This is a genomic window from Bremerella volcania (genome assembly GCF_007748115.1).
In the GTDB taxonomy this organism is placed as follows: domain Bacteria; phylum Planctomycetota; class Planctomycetia; order Pirellulales; family Pirellulaceae; genus Bremerella; species Bremerella volcania.
The window spans coordinates 2111956-2133584 of sequence record NZ_CP036289.1 but is presented as its reverse complement, the minus strand read 5'-3'; the positions used below and the strand labels follow the sequence as shown (position 1 = coordinate 2133584).

13 protein-coding genes are annotated in these 21629 nt (G+C 56.7%); 8 read left to right on the top strand and 5 right to left on the bottom strand.

What is annotated here, in order from left to right; translation table 11 throughout:
- Window positions 1-14: 14 nt before the first annotated feature.
- From rnr to Pan97_RS08785, 4 genes are all read right to left on the bottom strand, one after another.
- A complete protein-coding gene (rnr, locus tag Pan97_RS08800) occupies window positions 15-2366 on the bottom strand; it encodes a ribonuclease R (protein ID WP_144971723.1) in 2352 nt (783 codons plus the stop codon).
- A 127-nt stretch (window positions 2367-2493) separates the two neighbouring features.
- Window positions 2494-3582, bottom strand: a complete 1089-nt coding sequence (locus Pan97_RS08795) for a glycosyltransferase family protein (RefSeq protein WP_144971722.1) — start codon at window positions 3580-3582, stop codon at window positions 2494-2496.
- Between the two features lie 179 nt (window positions 3583-3761).
- Window positions 3762-4658 (bottom strand): UDP-2,3-diacylglucosamine diphosphatase, encoded by an 897-nt coding sequence (locus Pan97_RS08790; RefSeq protein WP_144971721.1) that lies wholly within the window; start codon window positions 4656-4658, stop codon window positions 3762-3764.
- Between the two features lie 454 nt (window positions 4659-5112).
- Window positions 5113-6084: a 3'-5' exoribonuclease YhaM family protein gene (locus Pan97_RS08785; protein WP_144971720.1), complete on the bottom strand. Its 972-nt coding sequence runs from the start codon at window positions 6082-6084 to the stop codon at window positions 5113-5115.
- 237 nt (window positions 6085-6321) lie between these two features.
- Between Pan97_RS08785 and proS the strand changes: the two genes are divergently transcribed.
- On the top strand, window positions 6322-7842 hold the full coding sequence (proS, locus tag Pan97_RS08780; protein WP_144971719.1) for a proline--tRNA ligase: 1521 nt from the start codon (window positions 6322-6324) through the stop codon (window positions 7840-7842).
- A gap of 86 nt (window positions 7843-7928) precedes the next feature.
- Here the strand turns inward: proS and Pan97_RS08775 are convergent, their stop codons facing one another.
- Window positions 7929-8969: a DUF1559 family PulG-like putative transporter gene (locus Pan97_RS08775; protein WP_165698667.1), complete on the bottom strand. Its 1041-nt coding sequence runs from the start codon at window positions 8967-8969 to the stop codon at window positions 7929-7931.
- A gap of 566 nt (window positions 8970-9535) precedes the next feature.
- Between Pan97_RS08775 and Pan97_RS08770 the strand changes: the two genes are divergently transcribed.
- The 7 genes from Pan97_RS08770 to nirB all read left to right on the top strand — a co-directional run bounded on the left by Pan97_RS08770 (window position 9536) and on the right by nirB (window position 21439).
- Window positions 9536-10882, top strand: coding sequence for a porin (locus tag Pan97_RS08770; RefSeq protein ID WP_165698666.1), 1347 nt, complete (start codon window positions 9536-9538; stop codon window positions 10880-10882).
- 132 nt (window positions 10883-11014) lie between these two features.
- Window positions 11015-11551, top strand: a complete 537-nt coding sequence (locus tag Pan97_RS08765; RefSeq protein WP_144971716.1) for a DUF4416 family protein — start codon at window positions 11015-11017, stop codon at window positions 11549-11551.
- A 91-nt stretch (window positions 11552-11642) separates the two neighbouring features.
- Window positions 11643-12809, top strand: coding sequence for an MraY family glycosyltransferase (locus tag Pan97_RS08760; RefSeq protein ID WP_144971715.1), 1167 nt, complete (start codon window positions 11643-11645; stop codon window positions 12807-12809).
- Complete coding sequence (locus tag Pan97_RS08755; RefSeq protein ID WP_144971714.1) at window positions 12810-15065, top strand: O-antigen ligase family protein; 2256 nt, start codon at window positions 12810-12812, stop codon at window positions 15063-15065.
- A gap of 42 nt (window positions 15066-15107) precedes the next feature.
- Entirely contained in the window at window positions 15108-16286 is a 1179-nt protein-coding gene (locus Pan97_RS08750; RefSeq protein ID WP_144971713.1) for a DUF1573 domain-containing protein, read from the top strand.
- 93 nt (window positions 16287-16379) lie between these two features.
- On the top strand, window positions 16380-18089 hold the full coding sequence (locus Pan97_RS08745; protein WP_144971712.1) for a multiheme c-type cytochrome: 1710 nt from the start codon (window positions 16380-16382) through the stop codon (window positions 18087-18089).
- A 335-nt stretch (window positions 18090-18424) separates the two neighbouring features.
- On the top strand, window positions 18425-21439 hold the full coding sequence (nirB, locus tag Pan97_RS08740; protein ID WP_144971711.1) for a nitrite reductase large subunit NirB: 3015 nt from the start codon (window positions 18425-18427) through the stop codon (window positions 21437-21439).
- Window positions 21440-21629 lie beyond the last annotated feature (190 nt).

The following is a 21629-nucleotide window of genomic DNA, read 5'->3' as shown; positions in this document are numbered from 1 at the left end:
CCGCCTGAAAAGGGTTACCGCCCCCGTCGTTTCGAGCGTTTCTCTTTCTTCGGGCGTGACGGCGTGGTGCCCCCTTTGCCCTTGTCGGCACTCCGGCTGCCTTTTTTGGGCCGACTCGACTGGGTCGAGAACTTCATGCTCGAGCTTTGGACCTTCGGCTTGAACTTGCCACCGCCAGAGCGTCCGCCAAGTGATTTGGCAGGCTGCTTGGTACTCTGTTCGCCGGTCTTTTCGACGAACTGGTAATCAAGTTCGCGTCGATCGAGGTCGACCCGGGCAATTCGCACCGTCAGCACATCCCCCAGCCGGAACGAATTCCCCTCGTGATGTCCGACCAGGCTATGGGTGGTGGCATCGTAACGGTAGAAGTCGTCGTTGAGCGAATCGATCCGCACCAGACCGTCGGCCGGGATTTCCAGTGCCTGGACAAACAGCCCGAACGACTCGACCCCGGTAACCACCGCGTTGACTTCTTCGCCGATGCGGGTACTCATGTAGGTGAGCAGTTTGATCTTGACCAGTTCCCGTTCGGCATCGGCCGCGCGTTGTTCGCGTTCGCTGCAATGCTCTCCTTCAAGCTGCATCTGGCCGAAGTCTTGCGGCGGACGCACGCCATGCTCGATCTGGTCGAACATGCGATGGATCGTCAGGTCGGGGTAGCGGCGAATTGGCGAGGTGAAATGGCAATAATGCTCGCTCGCCAGGGCGTAGTGGCCGATCTCGTCGGGACTGTAAACGGCCTTCTGCATGCTTCGCAGGACGGCATAGTTGACGGCGGCTTGCTCCGGCTTGCCTTTGACCTCGTTCAAGACTCGGATGATCTCGAACCGGCTTTCCAGGCTTTCGCACTCGATACCAAGATCGCGGACGAACTCGGTCAGGTCGGCCAGCTTCTTGGGATCTGGCGAAGCATGGGCACGACGCAAAAAGAAGAGCTCGCGGTCGAACAGGGCTTCGGCCACGGCTTCGTTGGCCGCGAGCATGAACTCTTCAATGATTTGATGGCTCTCGGTGTTTTCCACCGTGTGGGCACCAATCACTTCGCCATCTTTATTGATGTCGAGCTTCAATTCCGGCATGCTCAGTTCCATGCTACCGCGAGCGAATCGACGCTTGCGGAGCATCATCGCCAGTTCGTGCATGCTACCGAGCAAGCTAAAGACCTCCGGCGTGAGTTTCTCTTTCCAGGGCTCGCGATCGGCCAAATACTCGTCCACCTCTTCGTAGGCGAAGCGGCGCTTGCTGCGGATCGCTCCTTTGCAAACTTCACAGTTCACCCGGGCTCCTTCCGGGGTGAACTCGATGATCGCCGTTCGCGTGTAGCGAACCTTGTCAGGCTGCAGGCTGGCCAGGTTGTTGCTGATCGTCTCCGGCAACATCGGAATGACTTTGTCGGGCAGGTAGACGCTGGTCGCGCGATTGCGAGCTTCGACGTCGAGCGCACTTCCTTCGGGGACAAAGTGCGAGACGTCGGCGATGTGTACGCCCAGGATCCAGTGCCCGTTGTCCAGCCGCTCCAGACTGATCGCATCGTCGAAGTCTCGGGCATCGATCGGGTCGATCGTGATGACCGTGTCAGGGGTGAAGTCGCGACGCCCTTCGGGGATCGACTCGTCGAACAGTTCGGCCTGTTCGCGGGCCACCTCCAGGGCATCTTCGGGGAACTCGCGCGGCAGGTCGTATTCGACGATGATCGACATCAAGTCGACGCCTGGTTCGCCCCGTTTGCCCAGCACTTCCACGATGACCGCTTCGCCGTCGTGGGCATGGGAAGGAAAGCGGACCATTTCGATGACGACTTTGTCTTCCGGCTGAGCATTCTTCGCCCCGGGATCCCCAACAGGAATCGGCTCGGCGAAGATACGACCATCGACCTGGACCAGGGCCATGCCGTGGATTTCATAATAGGTGCCGACGAAACAATGCGTTTCGCGCTCGACCACCTCGACCACTTCACCACACAGGCGCTGATCGCCGCCGGGACCACGCCCCAGGTAAGTGCGGATCATGACGAGGTCGCCAGTGGCGGCATCCATCCCGCGTCGCGGAGGGACGAAGATGTCGGCTTCGCGTCCTTTCGAGGCGGCAACCCCTTGTGGACGGACGAATCCAAAACCTTTGGCGTTGCGCTGGTAGCGGCCGACGATTCGCTTATCGCCATCCTCCGCCGAGGGCTTTTTCACCAGATGATTGGCTCCGTAGCGAACCAATCCTTTCCGAATGAGCCGCTTCAGGGCTCGCTTGAAGGGCTTCCGATCGTCCTCGGTAAGGCCCAACTTCTTGGCGATGACTTTTGGTTTGACCGGTTGATAATTCGGTGCGTTAACGTGACTGAGTAACTTTGCTTCGATTTCTTCTATTTCCATAATCCAAGTTTACGGCTCGCCTATCGAGCGAGCAATCATAAGAATCGCCCTGACGGCGATTTAGAGAGAATTGATTTCACGAGCCTGGCTCAAATTCTTATCCGGCGCCAATCGCCAGACCAGGCTCTTATACCAATGTCGTCGACGGCAGATGCTTGCGAATGGCAGCCAATGCCGGAGGATTGCCGTTGGTTTGCCCCCGGTATTGGGCAAGGTTCTCGCGGAACTTCGAGAGTCCATCGAGGAACGAAACGAGGTTGGACTTGGCGAACGTCTCGATCGCCGTCCAGCTTCCCACCCCCATCTCTTTCAGGAAGTGGGAATTGATCATCTGCTCGTGGTGCGAGGACTCAGGCAGGGCCAACACGGGCTTGCCCAGGTAAATCGCCTCGCCGAGCGACTGGTTGCCTGCGGCGCCGATCAACGCGTCACAGTGAATAAAGTCGTCTGTAAATCTTTGCTCATCAATTTCATGAAAGGTCAACGGACCGTCGTCGGGACGCTTGCCCAGGCCGTAGACCTTCACCGGTCGATCGCACGACTTCAGTAGCTGGAGCGTGTCGTCGGTCGTTGCTTTACGGACGTACGACAGGATGAAACCTTCTTCGGATGGCCGTGCCTGGCACACATCGGGGCGGAGCAGGGGACCAACCTGCACGACGTCGTTGTAGCCAGGGCGAAGCTTCGGCGTGAAGAAGGACGAAACGACCGTCGCTTGCTTCTCGACATGATGCGCCTTGACGACGAACCCCATGGCCCATGCATACCACTGCAAACTGGCCGGTAGCGACGACAAATCGTAGGCCAGCAGGAAGTCCTGATGATTCAGGCTGACCACGGGGATGTCGCACTTGCGACCCGCTTTGGGCAGGATCGGCTCGAAATCGGAAACGATCAGATCAGGCTTCTCGCTTTTGAGGATCTCGGTCGTTTCTCGAATGTTCTTATTCAATTGTCCCAGGAACTTGAGTCCCTGGTAAATCGATTTCGAGAGATCGAGCCGCCGCTTGGTGTAGTAAAACTTCAGCCCCGGCAATTTGCGAACTTCCACGCCAGGTACATCGGGCGTGTTGTAGATCGGGGCGAGGAAGTCGTAAGCTTCGTTGGGCGCGAAAAGGACCAGTTCATGCTCGTGGCGGAGATGCTCCGTCATCGTCCGAACTCGGGCCGCGTGTCCACGCCCTTCACCCGACATGCTGTAAAAGATTTTCGCCATAATTGCTTGGGGAAGAATCTCTCGGCGAAGCTCAGCAGGATTGATCCTCAACCCCGTAAAGTACTCCGCTCAAATGTCGCTGCGTCAGCAGTGATTGTAATGTATATGCTTAGTTCTTGCTGCGAGACAAGACAATTCCCATGAATTCGAGGTTCATCCTTGAAACTTGGAAGACGCTGTTACATGTTCTCGTCAGCATGGAAAGGAACTGCCAGGACGGGGGCTTCATCCGATCCCCGCAGGTCGACGCCGAGCGCCGCGGCCATCAGTTCCTGTCGGCGTCGTTCGACCTCAGCTGGATCCAAGGGGATTACCTGGGCGGCATCCCGATTGGTTTCATGCGGCACGTCAATAATTTCATAACGCCCGTCGGCGTATTCCAACAAGGCGGTGCTGTTTTCGATCCAGTCGCCGGTGTTGTAGTAGGTAATGCCATGTTTTTCGACGACGATCGGGGTGTGGATGTGACCGCAAATCACTCCCTGACACTCAAGCGACTTCGCATGCAACATCAGGCTGTCTTCAAAGTCGCTGACGAACTGAACCGCCGATTTGACGTTCTTCTTGATGGAAGCCGCCAAAGGCCAGCGGCTGAGCTTGTAGTGCCGCCGCCAACGATTGACCCGCTCGTCGGCCCAGCAGATCGAGTCGTACAGAAACGAGCCCATCACCGAAATCCACTTGGCCTTCTTTTCGACCTGGTCGAACTTATCGCCATGGGTGACGAGGATTCGACGGCCATTAGGGCAGTGGTGGATGAACTGGTCGGCGATCTCGACGAAATCAAATTTGAAGCGAAAACTGCGGAGGAAGTCGTCGTGATTGCCCGGCGTGTAGAAGATCTTCGTCCCGGTCTGCGACATCTCGAACAAGCGGCTCAGGATGGCGTTGTAAACCGGTTCCCAGTGCCAACGCTTGCGAAGACGCCATCCATCGATGAAGTCTCCCACAATGTAGATGTATTGTGGTTCGTGTTGATTCAGCAGATCCAAGAAGGGTTCGACTCGGGCATAAGGACAACCCAAGTGAAGATCGCTGAAGAATAACGTTCTAACCCGATCTCGATTGCGCGACATGGCACCCATAATCTGACAGGCTCCATCCTGATCGAAGTTCTGAGGGACTCGAAAGGCTTAGCTGTGCGTGTGGGGCCATCACAACTCGATGCGATCCTGCAAAGTTGTGATGATAGCTTAAGGAAACCTTTCGGAACATTAGAATTTATGACAGACAATCGTTGAGATGGAGTGAATGGGCCGTAAAGGTCTGATAAATCTGGCGCAAGCCAATGATTGTCGACCTGCACGCTAAGGTTTCAGCCATCCCGGCCAATCAATTGACGTAAGTCACTGCAAAAATGATACTTAAAACATCACCCCAACCAAAATGGAAGCGGATTATCGCTTGAATTCGGGTTCTAGCTATCGCATGATAGCCATGAGGGAGCCCAAAATTATCGACATTGCATCGACAATTGTCCCTCGTGGAAAAGATGTCGTTGAAAACGAATCAACGTCGGGCAGGGCTCTGTTAGGCTTCGCCGCCACCCTTGTAGAGCTTTCGACCGAATTGCGGACTGTACGTCGTCCAGCGGCTGTCGGTGTTCACGTCATCGGCCAGCAGTTTATCGAAGCCATGCATGTGGGCATCCAGGCTATCGATGTAATGCAAGGCGAGTGCTTCCGCCGTCATTGGAACCTTCGGACTGCCATACTCGAGCTTCCCATGATGGCTGACCACCATGTGCTTGATTCGCAGCGCCAACTCTTCCGGAAAAGGTTCGTCGGCCAGTTTCTCGGCTTCCTTGGTCAAGCGATCGACGATGCTCACACCGCTTACGAGGTGGCCAATCAACTGGCCTTCGTCGCTGTAAGCAAGCCCCTTATCGGTGCTTAGTTCGTCGACTTTGCCCATGTCGTGGAAGAGAATTCCCATCACCAGCAGATCTTCGTCGACCTGCGGATAGAACGGGACGATCGCCTTGCCGACCTTGATCAGATTGACCACGTGCTCCAGCAAACCACCTTCGTAGGCATGGTGATTCTTCACCGCGGCCGGCGACTTGCGGAAGCGAGCGATCAGGGCCTCGTCGATGAGGAAGCATTCCGCCAGATTCCGCAGGTGAATATTGCGGATTGCCCGCAAATGCTCGGCCAGTTCCTTCAGCATGTCGTCCATGCGTTGGGGACTGACCTGCATGAAATCGGACTCATCGACATCGCGAGCATCGACCTTCTCGATATGCGAGACGATGACCTGCATGGCCCCATTGTAGAACTGGGAAGTCCCTTGGATTCGGATGTAGTCCCCATCTTCGAAACGCTTGTAGATGCCTTCGTTGGCGTTCCACATCATGGCGTTGACGGCACCCGATTTGTCAGAAAGTTGCATTTGCAGGTAGAGGTTGCCCTGGCGATTGGGACGAAGCTGCTTACTGGAAGCGACGTAAACCTCGTTGATGCTCTCGTTTTCGCCCAACTGAGTAATGCTTCTTCTGGCCATTCCTGGTCCTATCTTATCTGTTTTAATTGCTGCTTTTCCGCAAATCGTTTCCCCCAGAGAGAAGGTTGGAGGCGATTCTAGAGACACCCCACTTTCTCAACAAGGACCCGCAAATGGAGTTGCATGGAACCACATGCCTACCTCGGCTGTCCCCAGTTGATAGATTTTTTTAGAATGCCGATCCATCCAATGGTGCAAACTTGCCCTCATTAAAGACATAGGAACATAGGGATCCCGATGGCCAAGGCGCCCAAGAACGCAATCAGCCCGACTCGCGAAGCGGACTATCCCGAGTGGTATCAACAGGTGATCAAGGCCGCTGATCTGGCCGAGGTATCCCCCGTGCGGGGATGCATGGTGATCAAACCATGGGGGTGGGGCATCTGGGAAAACATGCAAAAAGTTCTCGACGGCATGTTCAAGGATACGGGCCACGAGAACGCTTATTTTCCCCTCTTTATCCCCATGAGTTTCCTGGAGAAAGAGGCCGAGCACGTCGAAGGCTTCGCCAAGGAGTGTGCGGTCGTCACGCACCATCGCCTGGAACCTGGCCCCGATGGAGGGCTGGTTCCCGCCGGCAAGCTGGACGAGCCATTGATCGTCCGTCCCACCAGTGAAACGATCATTGGCGCGATGTACGCCAAGTGGGTTCAGTCGTACCGCGATCTGCCGATTCTGATCAACCAGTGGGCCAACGTCGTTCGCTGGGAACTGCGTACGCGCATGTTTCTGCGCACGGCCGAATTCCTGTGGCAGGAAGGGCACACGGCTCATGCCACCAAGGAAGAAGCCCTGTTTGAAACGCGCCAGATGCTCGACGTCTACGCCGATTTTGCTGAAAACTACATGGCCATGCCGGTCATCAAAGGAGAGAAGCCCTCGTGGGAACGCTTCCCTGGCGCCGACATGACCGTCAGCATCGAGGCCATGATGCAGGACCGCAAGGCGCTGCAAGCCGGCACGTCCCACTTCCTGGGACAGAACTTCTCGAAAGCCCAGGAAATCAAGTTCCAGTCGGCCGAAGGAACCGAGGAATTCGCCTGGACGACGTCGTGGGGCGTTTCTACCCGGTTGGTCGGCGGTCTGATCATGACCCACAGCGACGACGACGGTCTGGTGGTTCCCCCACGCTTGGCACCCAAGCACGTCGTGATTCTGCCCATCTATCGTAGCGACGAAGAGAAAGCCGCGGTTCTCGCGTTTTGCGATGACCTGGAAGCCAAACTCAAAGCGCAGTCGTACGACGGCGCACCCGTTCGCGTGATAATGGACGATCGTGACCTGCGAGGCGGGGAAAAGACCTGGTATCACATCAAGCGTGGCGTGCCGATTCGCGTTGAAGTCGGACCGCGCGACGTGGCCTCCGGCAGCGTTTTCGTCGGTCGCCGAGATCAAACCCCAAAAGACAAGCAAGGGATCCCCGTCGATCAGTTCGTGTCGGAGGTTGCCGCCACTCTGACCGAGATTCAGAACGGCTTATTCGAGAAAGCAAAGAAGCTACGCGAGGACAACTCGCGGAAGATCGACTCGCTCGAAGAACTCAAGAAGTGGTTCACCCCTAAAAGCGATGACAAGCCAGAGATCCATGGTGGCTTCGCGCACGTCCACTGTGCGGACGTGAAGGAAGTCGAGGAGGAACTCAAGAAGCTGAAGTTAACCGCTCGTTGCATTCCGGTAGACGGCGACGAGGAACCAGGCAAGTGCCTGTTCACCGGCCAGGAAGTATCCCGGCGGATGGTCATCGCCAAGGCCTATTAAGCCAAAAAAATTAAAGCCTCAAGAAACAAAAAAAACGGGTGCGATGAATCGCAACCGTTTTTACTTGGCTTTTGTTCGACGATCGCTTAATACGAACCGTTGATCACGGTGCCGTCGGCCATGGCCGTCAGTTGGATCCAGACGTCGCGGTCGATGGTCAGCGTAATGGCATGAACCGAACCGTCGCCGAAGACGCACTGCTCGACGTTGTGAGGCGTGCAAGCCGACTGCGAATTCGAGTTGATCGCCTGTTGCGAAATGAAGACAGGAGCGAATAGCGAGGTCGCCGGTGCGTTGGTACCGTCAGGCCTGTATCCTGAAGCGTCCGTAAGTCCCGAGTGAGAAGATGGCAACTGCGATGACGTCGGATAACGTCCCACCAGTGCGGCTCTTGCTCGGCCCGAGGTAATAAACGCCGACTCGCCGGAATCGGTTTGGGTATCCACGCCACCGGTGAACCCAGCCGCGGTCACTTCCGCCACCATGACGGTGTTGGATAGGCCGTCGGTTACCTTCGCCAAGTTGGTTGGGTAAGCCGGTCGGAAAATGCCACCCAAGTCGACCTTTTTGCCGAGGTAGTCTGGATTGCTTGAGGTCGCAAAGAATGCCGGCCGCGTGAGCGAGCCTGTGACGGCGTCGGTCTCATTTCGGTTGAATTGCTGATTCGATACCGCGGAAATAAACCCTTCCGCCCCGGCGTAGTTGGTGATGCCAATGCCGTCCACAGGCGTCAGGTTGTCGTTTTCAGGATCAGAAGGGCACTTCAACATTTCCAACTGCGTCGACAAAGCGGTTCGGTTCGCAGGCGGAACGTCTGGAACATTCATGTTGAAGCTCTCGGCCAGGTTGTTTTGTTCCAACTGCGGCAAGATCTTCGCGATCCATGAATAGCCATTGGCATCCACGGCTTCCGGCAGAAGCTGCTTGTCCGTCGAGAAGTTGATCAGGGCCAAACCGATCTGTTTCAAATTATTCTGACACTCAGCACGTCGACCGGCCTCACGAGCCATCTGAACCGCTGGCAGGGTCAAACCAACCAAAATCCCGATGATCGCGATAACGACGAGGAGCTCCACGAGCGTGAAACCGCGACGTACTTTCGTCGCGCGAGAGACATAACTGTTCATACGAATAGACCTTCCGAACGAAACGATGAGCCGGCACAGAGGAGTTTGTGGCTGAGAAAGCTGGCTGCATTCCTTAATAAGATTGATTGTTACCGAACTATGCCCATAACTCAAGGGATTTGTCGACTTAGGACGCTTCAAATCGACATCTGTACATCTCACCAACGCCATATTCCCCACCATTGGCCCTTCTCGAAAGCCAAATGGTGCCAATTGGCCTCCCTAATATCAACATAGGCAATACAGGCCAACTTTACGGATATGGCAAAGCTACGGGGCTGAATATAGCGGACTGAATTTCCACAGCGTCTGTATCGATAAACCAACTAAACCTGGACTAGCTGCGAGACGCTACGCACCTCCTGTCGTGCCCCTTGGCGGCGATAGACCTCCTGGTTTCGCCCTGACCGGCGAGTCACTAAGAAGGTCATAAAAGAGGTTCGATGGGGATGCGTAAGTTTTTTACCCGCCCCGATGGACACGGGCGTTAAGGCATCCGAGCGGCGGGTTGGGTAATTCGCGTTATGGACGCTCACGAATTCCTGGGAATTGGAGGGAGTTTTACAATGAAAATGGATTGGAAGGCCGCCATGTTGGCAGCCGCAATGATGGTCGGCGGTTCGACCGTCGCTTCGGCTCAGGAAGCTGGTATTTATGATGCCAGCCAAGTGAGCTACAACGCAATCGCTTCCGATTGCGGTTGTGCGACGGACGTAGCCTGTGGCTGCGATGCCGCTCCGGCCTGTGGTTCGGATTGTGGCTGCTACAGCGATTGCTGCTGTGGTGGCATGGACTGGTTCGGTTGCTGCGAACACGGCGACGCTTGGACCCTGTTTGGCGAAAACGACTGCGGTGTCACCATCGGCGGTTGGGTTTCGGCTGGTTACTATGGCAACTTCCGTGGTGTGAACACCAACAACGGAAATGCCCCGGTTGCCTTCCGTCAAATCTCCAACGCTCCGACCGTGAACCAAGTTTGGTTGTACGCTGAAAAGGCCGCTGACGCTGAAACCTACTGCTTCGACCTCGGTTACCGAGTTGACGCTATGTGGGGTGCTGACGGTCCAGACACGCAAGCTTTCGGATACGGCGACCGTTATCGCTGGGACAACCAGTGGAACTCGGCTACGACCAACGCTGGCGAAGCCCTCTACGGTTCGGCCATTCCACAAGCTTACCTGACCGCTGCTTGGGGCGACTGGGAAGTTAAGGTCGGTCACTTCTACACCATCATTGGTTACGAAGTCGTTACCGCTCCGGACAACTTCTTCTACAGCTACGCTTACACGATGAACTACGGCGAGCCGTTCACCCACGGCGGTATCCTCGCTACCTACAGCGGTGTTGAAGACACCACGCTGTGGGGCGGTTACGTTCAAGGTTGGGACACGGCTTTCGACAACTGGGAAGCTCAAGCGACGTTCCTCGGTGGTATCAGCCGCGACCTGTCCGACAGCACCACCTTCACTTGGGCCGTCAACGCCGGTGACTGGGGTAAGACCAACGGTGGTAACATCTACATGAACAGCTTCGTGCTGACTCATGACCTCGGATGTGGCTACAGCTACGTCTTCCAGCACGACTTGGGCGTTCAGACGAACATCCCTGGCGAAGCTGCTTACTGGTACGGTGTTAACCAGTACTTCTTCAAGGAAATCAACGACTGCTGGTCGGCTGGTATCCGTGCTGAATGGTTCTGTGACGAAGACGGTGCTCGCGTCGGTAACGGCTCGGGTAGCTACTACGCCACCACCATCGGCCTGAACTGGAAGCCAAACGCCAACGTCATCGTTCGCCCAGAAGCTCGCTTCGAGAAGTTCGACGGCATCTACGGCAACGGTGCCACGCCATACGCCGAAGGCACGCATGACGACTGTGTGTTCTACGGCATCGACGCTATCTTCACCTTCTAAGGTGCAGGAAAGAGTCGAAAGACGCTTACAAAAATGCCGCGGGTGGAAACATCCGCGGCATTTTTATTTCTTGTAAGATAGTCAGAAAGTACCTCAACTTCCCGTTCCGCATCCTTCGAGAGAGAACCCCGAGTGGGAGATATCCAAGAGCCGAGAAAGATCTTGCCCATCGTCGCCGCGTTTAGTCGCTACGGGGAAGCACTCGAGTGGGGCAAGACGCAGGCGGAAGCCGCTTGGGGCGAGATTGCCCTAGTCAGCGAACCCTTCCTACTGACCGAAACCACTTACTACGACCAGGAAATGGGGCCCGGCCAATCCAAGCAGTTCTGGGCGTTTTCCGAGCTTCGCTCGCCTGGCGATCTCCCCGATTGGAAACGAACTTCCAACCGCTGGGAAGAAACCTATGCCCAGACAGGCCTGTGGCCGGAAGAGCGGCCGTTGAATCTTGACCCAGGGTACATCTCCGAGGCCAAGCTGATCCTGGCAACCACCAAGGATCGTGACCACCGCATTTATTTGCGGGACGGGATCTACGCCGAGGTCACGCTTCACTTTCGCCACAAAGCATGGACCTCGTGGCCCTGGACCTATCCTGACTACCAGCGGCCGGAATATCACGAGTTTTTCGATCGCTGCCGGGCCTATCTGCGTCAGCGGATGACCGCTTAGAAAGCGAAAGGGCGGTCTACGAATTGCCGCCTTTTTAAATAGAATGGATTCTTTGCTCTTCGAACCTTAAATCTTCTGCCTAGGAAAAACTGTGACCTGGAGCCCTGGCATTGCCTTTGCATTTATCGTCGCGGCGATACTGCCGGGGTTGATTCTGTCGCTCATCACGACGTTTCTGGTACGCCGCTGGGCTCCGAAGCTGGGCCTGGTCGATCTACCCAGTGAGCGAAAAGTACACGTGGTTCCCACGCCACTTGGGGGCGGTATTGGAATCTGGGTTGGGCTGATCGTACCCTTCGCCATCGCCCAGGCACTGGTGTGGTACGCGTCGAACCATCCCGACATGACTTTCAGTTCCAGTCTGCTTCAGCGTGGCTGGGATTTCGCACAGCCCCATTTGGCTGGATATCAGGAAAAAGCGATCCATCTTTGGACGTTACTGACCCTGGCCACGGTTTTATTTACCGTTGGCCTGTTGGACGATCTGACAGGCCTGGGCTGGAAGATTCGTCTTGCCGTGCAGTTTGCCGTGGCCGCGATCGTCGTTTGGTTTCTCGATTGGAAACTCAGTTTTTTCGTCGACATTCCCGGGATACCAGAAATCGTCACGCTGTTCTGGATCGTGGCGTTGATCAATTCGTTCAATATGCTCGACAACATGGATGGGCTTTCGGCGGGAATCGCTGGAATTGGTTCGTTCATGTTGGCTTCGGTGTTGTTGTTAGCCCCCGACCCAACCACCGCTGGCCCTCAGCTTTTCGTGGGGGGCTTTCTGCTGGTGCTTACCGGTTCGATCCTTGGTTTTCTCTATCACAATCGCCCCCCAGCAAAGATCTTCATGGGAGATGCCGGCAGTTACCTGATCGGTTTTTGCATGGCCGTGATGACCATCCTGGCGACGTTCGGAAGCTATGAAAACAATCGCCAGCATGCCATCCTCGCTCCGCTGTGCATTTTGGCGGTGCCGCTATACGACTTGATCACGGTGCTTTACATCCGTCTTCGCGAAGGACGCAGCCCTTTTCAGGCCGACAAGTGCCACTTTTCACATCGCCTGGTCGAGATGGGCTTCAGCAAAACGAGCGCCGTGCTGGTGATCTACCTGCTGACGATGACATGCGGGCTGGGCGCGTTGCTGCTGCATATGGTCGATCTGATTGGGGCCATTTTCGTTTTACTTTTGGTATTTTGTGTTCTGTGTCTGATCGCCTTGATCGAAAAGGCGGCCCGTCGCAAAGAACGGAATCGAAGCGAATAGATGGCAGCCAAGCACAAGAAAGACCGACGTCCGACCAACGAGCCCTCTGGCAGTTCGCTGCTGCCGAATCTCGTGGGGACAGGCATCGCGTTTCTAGCCGTCGCCACGCCGCTTGTTTCCAGCGAAGGCTCTCCCGAACGTGGCGCGGAACTGTGGCTGGCCGTCGCCTGGTGCCTGCTTCTGGTGCTCTGGGGCGCTACGGCACTAATGAAGCCTAAACTGGAGATCCGCTGGAGTTGGACCGAAACGTGCCTGGCAGGGTTCCTCGTCTGGCTCGCCATTTCGACCTGGTTTGTCGCCGGTGAAGGGAACCTCCGGGCAGCGTTCAACAGCTATTGGGACTACGCTCATCTACTGATTGCGTACTTCCTGATCCGACAATGGGTCGTCAACGACTGGCAGCGACATGCGATGCTTTCCGCCATGATCTGCCTGGCTGTGTTTGTTTCGTCGTTCGCGGTATACCAATACCTGGTCGAGATGCCGGCGCAGCGTGCTGCTTACGCGGCCAATTCCGAGCAGATCCTCATTGAAAACGGCATCGATCCAACCCCCGGCAATCCCATTCGATCGCTGTTTGAGAATCGTCTGAACAGCACCGAACCGACGGCCACGTTCACCCTGACCAATTCATTGGCGGGCTTTCTGGTGCCGTGGATCTTGCTTTCGATCGGTTGGCTGAAGAACTCTCTGACAGGCGAAACCAACTGGAAGCGTGTGGGCGGATTGGCGCTCGCGATCGCGCTGCTGGGGATATGTCTCCTGCTTACCAAGAGTCGTACCGCATGGCTGGCGACTCTGTTCGGACTGACCTTGCTGGGGCTTTACGGAACGTCGATCGGACGACGTGTCTCTTGGGTGATTCCAGCCGCCGGGCTAACCATCTTTCTGGGACTGTTCATGCTGGGCTTTGTTACCGGCGTGCTCGACGTCGAGGTCTTGAGCGAAGCCCCCAAGTCGGTACTGTATCGACTTCAGTATTGGCAAGGAGCCGCGGCGATCATCGCCAATCATCCGATCTTTGGTTGCGGTCTCGCCAATTTCCAAGGGTACTACCCCGAGTTCATGCTGCCGATGGCCAGCGAAACGGTTGCCGACCCGCACAACTTTATCTTTGAAGTCTGGGCCACGGCCGGTACGCCCGCGTTACTGTTGCTGGTTTCGGCGATGGTGTTTTGGACGCTGCGAGTCGCCCGCGATCCTCAGCCAAGCGATGAGACCACAGAGCCAGCTAACCAAGACGATGCGTCATCCGCCTACCCACTGTGGCTTGGTGCTGGACTGGCACTGGTTTTTGCTCCGCTGCTGCAGATGATCATGCAGGAAGTTCCGCCCGACTTCACGCCGCTATTGATCGGTATCATCCCTACTGGTTTGGTCGCGTGGGTGCTGTGGGGCAGGCCCATCACGCAGAATCTGCGTTTGTGGCTTTGCATTGCGGTGGCCGCATTGGTCATCAACTTGTTGGCTGCCGGCGGGATCAGCTTCCCGAGCGTCGCTGGATCCCTTTATTTGCTCGCGGCCATCGCTTCGCCGGCACGACCGAGCTTCATCGTCGAAGACATGTCCAAGAAGCTCGCTCCCCTGGGCGTCGGGGCAATCGGACTGATGGTGGTGACGCTCTGGGGCATTCAACCTTCGCAAGCGCGACGCACGCAGATGAGCCTGTCGACGCTGGCCGCACGCCGCAGTGATTGGCAGGCCATGGAGCAGCACGCCAGGTTGGCAACCGCAGCCGACACCTGGAGCAAAGAAGGACCCTCCGCATTGGCCAACGTCTACTTTCAAGGCTGGGTGAATAACGCGGATGCCAGCCTCGAAGCCCGGCAGCCACTGCTGGATAGCTTTGACGATGCCCTGGCGGAAACGTTCCAACGCGCGGGGCACTCGTTTCCACTCCATAGTTCGGCGGGCCAATGGCTGCTGGACATCTATCGACAGTCGGACGATCCCGATCACTTACTCGCCGCGATCGACCATGACCGCGAGGCGGTCCGTCTTTTCCCCAATCGAGCGATTCACCATGCCCAGTTGGCCTGGACCCTTCATTTGGCGGGTTTGAAAGAAGAAAGCATGACCCATGCTGACGAGGCGCTGCGGCTAGACAAGCTGAATCCCCATGCCGAGCGGGCCCTCGACCAGCTGAAAATCCACGATCCTGGCCCCTGGAAGACGATCGAGAACCAGAAGCCGGGGCCAGACCCGAAACTTTCTGCCAAACAAGTCGTTGAGAATTTGCGTACAATGGGAAGATAGTATTCCCTCTCGATCATCCCGACTCTTTTCCTTGCCAGTGCCATGAAACCCATTGCCCTATTGCTTGTCTGTCTGCTCATTGGCTCTGCGGCCGGTTATGGCATCGCCTACCGTGACGCGACCCTTCCCAATCACTTCGGTCCCATTACCGATCCGGATCAAGCCTGGAAATCGATTCCGATTTCGGAAGATGCGCCCCAAGCCGTCGTCGTGGGGGGGCCGGTCTTTCTGTTTGGTCGCATGGAACTGAACTCGGTGGGCAAACACACGTTCGTTGTGAAAAACGAAGGGAAAGGGGTACTCGAGTTGACCATGGAAGGCACCACCTGCAAGTGCACCATGGCCGACCTGAAAGAGGGTGACACGCTACGGGTCGCTCCTGGTGAGTCGACCGACATCAAGTTGGAATGGCGTCCCAAGAGCTATTCCGAAGACTTCGCCCAGACAGCCCGCATCGCGACGAATGACCCGCGCAACTCGATGCTCGAATTGCGCATCAGCGGCAGCGTGGTCCAGGCCATCGTCCTTGACCCCGCCGAAGTCCGGTTCACCAACCTGGCCGCCGGCGAAACCCGCAAGGCAGGAACCAAGGTGCTGAGCTTTAAGGAGGAAGCGTTCGAAATCCAAGACCTCAACGTAACCGGCGACCAGTCGAAGCTGCTCACGGCCACCCAGCGTCCCCTCACCGAAGAAGAACTGAAGCAGTCCAACGGCGCACTAGCTGGGTACATGTTGGAAGTCGAAGTGCAACCAGGGCTGCCGCTGGGTACCAATCGTCATACGATCGTCGCCCATACCACAAGCGAATTTGCTCCGGAACTCGAGATTCCCGTCACCAGTTTCATCGTCGGCGACATCTCGGTCATCGCCGTGAAGAAGTACGATCGTGACAAGTCGGTTCTCTATCTGAACAAGTTGAAGAAAGCGGAAGGAGCTTCCACCAAGCTGTTCCTGATCGTCAAAGGGCCTCATCGTAACGACGTCAATGTGAAAGTCGAGGAAACGTTTCCTGAGTTCATGAAGGTCGAGATAGGCGAGCCTGAGTCGATCAACAACGGAAGTGTCCGCAAGATTCCTCTTTCGATCGATATTCCTGCTGGCGTTCCGGAAGGGAATTATCTTGGTCCAGAACGTAAGGATTTAGGGAAAATCGCTCTATCTGTGGAAGGACACCCTGAGATCAAAGAGGTCAATATTGGTGTTTATTTCTCCGTCGAGTAGATTCATCGGTATCACTTAGGTCGTTTCGGGCCGATCACCAGGGCAGAAGGGGATCGGCCAACGCTTCGTCGAACCAACAACCCCCTCAATGGTATGCGTCACGAATCGGGTTACTTCGCCACCTTCCTCTCCATCTTGACCATCTTGCTCGCAGGCGTTTTCGGCTGCGGTCCATCTTCGGAAGTCGGGATGGCTGATTCCTCTTCCCCGCAAGCGCCTGAGAAAAACCGTGTCGACGTGGGGGCCGCCGCGCCCATGCCTACCGGCAAAACGGCATCGGTTGGATCTTCCGAGGTTGCGCAAACCGGCGCTGAAATGCCGCTTGGCCCGCAAGGATCCGGCAAGTCGAGCGTCCAGCCAGTCGCAATGCCCTCAGAAATCGCGATGAAGGATGATTCCGAAGAGGAAGCAACGGAGCCCAAATTTTCGCGACGCGAACTGTTCGAGGGTTGGGACAAGCCGCAACTCGCGCTGTTTCTCACCGGACAGCAGCACGGATACATCGAACCGTGTGGATGCACCGGTCTCGACAATCAAAAAGGGGGACTGATGCGGCGTCAGACCTTCTTGAATCAGTTGCGCAACGATCGCGGCTGGGATGTGGTTGCGTTGGATGTCGGTAACCAAGTCCGCCGCTTCGGGCGTCAGCCAGAGATCAAGTTCCAGACCACGGCCGAAGGTTTGAAGAAAATGGGCTACGAGGCGGTCAGCTTCGGTCCCGATGACCTGCGCCTGTCCGTCGACGAGGTCTTTGCCGCCGTCGCTTCGGAAGACCCTGACAACATCAAGTACATCTCCAGCAATGCCAGCCTGTTGGGCTTCACCCCCAAGCATCGAATTGTGGAAGCTGGCGGCAAGAAGATCGGCATCACAGGCGTTCTCGGCGCGAAGGAACAGCAGAAGATCTCGAACTCGGAAGTCGAGATGGGGGATCCGATGCAAGAGCTGGAAGCCAGCTGGAATGCCTTGAAAGCGGAGAACTGCGATCTGTACGTGCTTCTTTCCCATGCCTCGCTTGAGGAAAGCCGACAATACGCCAAGGCGTTTCCCGGGTTCCAGATTGTGGTCACCGCCGGCGGGGCAGGCGAGCCTACGCTTCAGCCGGAGGTCGTTGAGGGTACCAACAGCCAGATGATTCAAGTCGGCACCAAAGGCATGTACGTCGGTGTGGTTGGCCTGTTCAACGATCCGCAAAACCCGATTCGTTACGAACGCGTTGCCTTGGATGCTCGCTTCAAGGACTCGGAAGAGATGCTCCGTCTCTTGGCGAGCTACCAGAAGCAGTTGGAAACGCTCGGTCTCGACGGGCTCGGCATTCGCCCTCAGCCGCATAGTAGCGGCTATTCCTACGTCGGTTCCGAGTCGTGTGCCGATTGCCATTCGGAAGCCTACGAAGTCTGGGAGAACTCCAAGCATAGCCACGCGACCGATACTTTGGTCCATCCGCCAGAACGCTATGAGGTTCCACGGCACTTCGATCCCGAGTGCCTGGCATGCCACGTGACCGGTTGGAACCCCGAACTTTATCTGCCGTACCGCTCTGGCTATCTGGGTCTGGAAACGACTCCCAACATGAAGAGCGTCGGCTGCGAGAACTGCCACGGGCCAGGCTCGCATCACGTTGCCTCTCAGAACGGGGAAGGGGGCTTCACCGACGAGCAGACCGCCCTGTTCGTCGATCAGATGAAGCTGCCGCTGGAATCGGCCCGCGATACGTGTCTGAAATGCCACGACCTGGACAACAGCCCCGACTTCCATGTGAAAGGGGCCTTCGAGAAGTACTGGGAAGAGATCAAGCACTAAGACCCAGAGTTGCTTTCCAGTCGCCTGGTCGCTGGCCGAGGCACTCTCAGCCGTTGGCTTCCTGGTGCGCCCTTCGGTCGCTCACATTGCGAGAGACGCCTGCATTCACCTGCGCAGGGGCGCAGCAGGCAAGTTTTTTCCTGCCGATCATTTCTTTGCCACGGGTGGACGAAACGAAGCCACTTTCTTTCTGGCATTCCATAAGTCGTTTTTCATAAAGCAGTTATACGCCTGCAGCGATCGACGAAAGATTCCTCATCCCAACTGGGCACACCGCTTGCGTTCCACCTGACGGCAAACTGCGCAAGTGCATCCTAAACGAGGGAATCCATCTTATGGTGACAGACGATCAGCAAACCATTGTGGTGATCGGCAATGGCATGGTCGGGCATCGGTTCGTCGAGAAGCTCGTCGACTTCGATCAAGCACGACAATACAAAATCGTCACCTTCTGCGAAGAACCACGCGCCGCTTACGATCGCGTCGGTCTGACCTCCTTCTTCGCCCATCGCGACGCAGAGAAGCTGATGATCGCCCGGCTTGAGTGGTACCACGAGCACGGCATCGAGCTTCACCTGGGAGACCGCGCTCACAAGATCGATCGTGAGAAGCAGGTCGTCTACTCCGAGAAAGGCGCCGAGATCCCTTACGACAAAGTCGTGCTGGCCACCGGATCGTACCCTTTCGTCCCGCCGGTCGAAGGGATCAACAAGCACGGCGTTTACGTTTACCGCACCATCGAAGACCTCGAGAAAATCATCGAGCACGGCAAGACGGCCAAAACCTGTGCCGTGATCGGTGGGGGCCTGCTCGGCCTGGAAGCGGCCAAAGCGGCGTTCGACCTGGGTTTGAAAACCCACGTGATCGAATTCGCCCCACGCCTGATGCCCCGCCAGGTCGACGACCGCGGCTCGAAGGTGTTGGTTCAAAAGATCGAGGAACTGGGCGTCGACGTTCATCTCAATAAGGGAACGAAGGAGATCCAAGGGGATGGCAAAGTCGAGAAGATGGTCTTCACCGACGATACCGACCTGGATGTCGACATGATCATCGTCTCGGCCGGCATTCGTCCCCGTGATGATGTCGCCAAGGAAGCAGGACTCGATATCGGACCGCGCGGCGGTGTTTCGGTCGACGACCACCTGCGAACGTCCGATCCCAATATCTTTGCCATCGGTGAAGTCGCGTTGCACTCGGGCATGATTTACGGCCTGGTCGCCCCAGGTTACGAGATGGCCGAGATCGTCGCCGGCAATCTGTGCGGACAAGACCTGAAGTTCAGCGGGACGGATCTCTCGACCAAGCTGAAGCTGATGGGGGTCGACGTGGCCAGCTTCGGCAACTACGAAGCCAGCGAAGACGTCAGCAAGTCGCTGGTCGTCGAAGACCCCTTCCAAGGAACGTACAAGAAGCTGCTGTTCAGCAAGGATGGCAAAACCTTGCTGGGCGGGATCCTGGTGGGCGATGCCTCCGAATACGGCACGTTTTCTGTCTTCGCGAAAAGTGGCGATCCATTACCCTGTTCCCCCAGCGATTTGATGGGCACCAGCGGGAATGGTGGTGGTGCTTCCGCGCTGGGTGGTGCCGAAAGCATGCCGGACAGCGCTCAGATTTGTTCCTGCAATAACGTGACCAAGGGACAGATCTGTGCGGCGATTCGCGACAACGACTTGATGACGCCTGCGGAGGTCAAGAAGTGCACCTCGGCCGGGGGTGGTTGCGGCGGCTGCATGCCGTTGGTAACCGATATCCTTACGGCCGAGCTTGCCGCCGCCGGCAAGACGCTGAGCAAAGACCTGTGCGAACACTTCGCTTACTCGCGACAAGAGTTGTTCGAGATCGTCAAAATCAAAGAGATCAAAACGTTCGACGACCTGCTGGCTTCGCACGGCAAGGGGGATGGTTGCGAGATCTGCAAGCCGGCCGCCGCGTCGATCTTCGCTTCGCTCTGGAACGACCACATTCTGGAAGCGTCGCACAAGACGCTGCAAGACACCAACGATCGCTTCCTGGCCAATATTCAGCGCGATGCCACTTACAGCGTGGTCCCGCGAGTTCCCGGTGGTGAGATTACGCCTGACAAGCTGATTGTCCTCGGCGAGGTGGCCAAGAAGTACCATCTGTACACCAAGATCACCGGCGGTCAGCGTGTCGACTTGTTTGGAGCCAAGGTACAAGACCTACCCGATATCTGGTCTGAATTGATCGATGCCGGATTCGAGAGTGGCCATGCCTACGGCAAAGCCGTGCGAACGGTCAAGAGCTGCGTCGGTAGCACCTGGTGCCGCTACGGGGTCGGTGATTCGGTCGGTTTTGCGATTCGGATCGAAAACCGTTACCGAGGCATTCGCGCCCCCCATAAGCTGAAATTCGCGGTCAGCGGGTGCGTACGCGAATGTGCGGAAGCCCAAGGAAAAGACGTCGGCCTGATCGCTACCGAGAACGGTTACAACCTCTATGTGTGTGGCAACGGCGGAGCCAGTCCTCGGCATGCCGACCTTCTGGTCGCCGACATCGACGAAGAAACGGCGGTGAAGTACATGGATCGTTTCCTGATGTACTACATCATGACCGCCGACAAGCTGACCCGTACCAGCGTTTGGCTGGAAAAGATGGAGGGAGGGCTCGACCACATTCGCGACGTGGTGATCAACGACTCGCTGAATATCTGCGAGGAACTGGAAGCCCGGATGCAGATGCTGATCGATACCTATCAGTGCGAATGGAAGACGGTCGTGGAAGATCCCGAGAAGCGGGCCTTCTTCAAGCAGTTCGTCAACACCGACGAAAGCGAACTGGGCATCGAGATCATCACCGAACGTGACCAGCAGCGTCCCGCCGACTGGCCCGACAACGGCGTCAGCCTGGTGGAACTCAAAGGCCTCAACGGCGAAACGATCTCGCACGATCCCGCCGGCGAGGAAGAGCTCGCGTGGGTCAGCATGGGCAAGGAGGCCGACTTCCCGATCAACGGCGGTGCCGCGGTCAAATATGGCGACGTCCAAATCGCCGTCTTCCGAGCCACGACCCACAGCGATTGGTATGCCTGCCAGAACATGTGCCCGCACAAGAATGCGTTCGTTCTTTCCCGCGGCATCATCGGCGACGCCGGCGGCGTGCCGAAGGTGGCCTGTCCGCTGCATAAGAAGACCTTCTCGCTCGAATCTGGCGAATGTCTGTCAGGCGAAGACTTCAAACTGCAGACCTTCAAAGTCAAGGTGGAAGACGGGACCGTCTTCGTGCAACTTCCACCGCAAGAAACATTGAACGCCACCTTGGCGACTAACCTTCACTGCATTTCAGCGTGCGATGCGGAAAAGAGTCGCCAGATGGCATGTGTCGGGGGTTGAGGAGAACCCTTCGATCATCACAAGAGGTAGATGGGTTGATTTGCCGTTGCCGTCCCGGGCACTGCGAATCGCTTCGTACCGCACCCATCTGCCTCTTGTTGGAACACTTTTCCTGCCTGGATCGAGACGACGAAACGACGCCGTAGCGTTGCCTCACCCCAGCCGTTGTACCTCGATCCCTCCGAGGCGA